The sequence below is a fragment of the Vibrio sp. UCD-FRSSP16_30 genome (assembly GCF_001676025.1).
GTDB lineage: Bacteria > Pseudomonadota > Gammaproteobacteria > Enterobacterales > Vibrionaceae > Vibrio.
This window is the reverse complement of sequence record NZ_LZFW01000083.1, coordinates 1-609: the sequence shown is the minus strand read 5'-3', so window position 1 is coordinate 609 and position 609 is coordinate 1. Positions and strand designations below refer to the sequence as shown.

Sequence of the window (609 nt, the reverse complement as noted above, 5' to 3'; positions counted from 1 at the left end):
TCCCCCCCTCCTCTTCCCCCCTTCCCCTTTTTCCCTCTTCTTCTTTCTCCCCTCCCCCTCCCTCTTTTCTCCCTCCTTCCTTCTTTCCTCTCTCTTTTTCTTCCTCTTTCTCTCCCCTTTCCCCTTCCCTTTCCCCTTCCTCTTCCCCTTCCCCCCCTTCCCTTCCTTTCCCCCCTTTTCCTCCTCCTTTTTTCTCCTCCTTCCTCTTTCTTTCCCCTCCCCCTCCTTCTTTTCCTTCCTTCCTTTTCCTCCTTCCCTCCTTTTCTCCTCCTTCTCCCCCTCCTCCTTCTCCTCCCTCTCCCCCTTCCCCTCCTCCCTCTTCCCCTTCTTCTCCTCCTCCCCCTCCCTTCCCCCCTCCTTCCTCTCCCTTTCCCTCTTCTTCCCTTTTCCCTCCCCCCCCTTTTCTCCCTCCCTCTCTTTCTCCTTCCCCTCCCCTTTCTCTTTCCTTTCCTTCCTCTCTTTCTTCTCCTTCTTCTTCCCCCTCCCCCCCTCCCTCTTCCCCCTCTTTCCCTTCTCCTCCCCCCCTCCCCTCTTCCCCTCCTTTTTCTCTTTCTTTTTCCCCCTCCCCTCCCCCTTTCCTCCCTCCTTTTTTTCCTTTCCCTCCCCCTC

1 protein-coding gene is annotated in these 609 nt (G+C 57.0%); it reads right to left on the bottom strand.

What is annotated here, in order from left to right; translation table 11 throughout:
- Positions 1-609: hypothetical protein (locus A9260_RS17315; RefSeq protein ID WP_197488360.1), on the bottom strand; the 609-nt coding region annotated here is incomplete at both ends.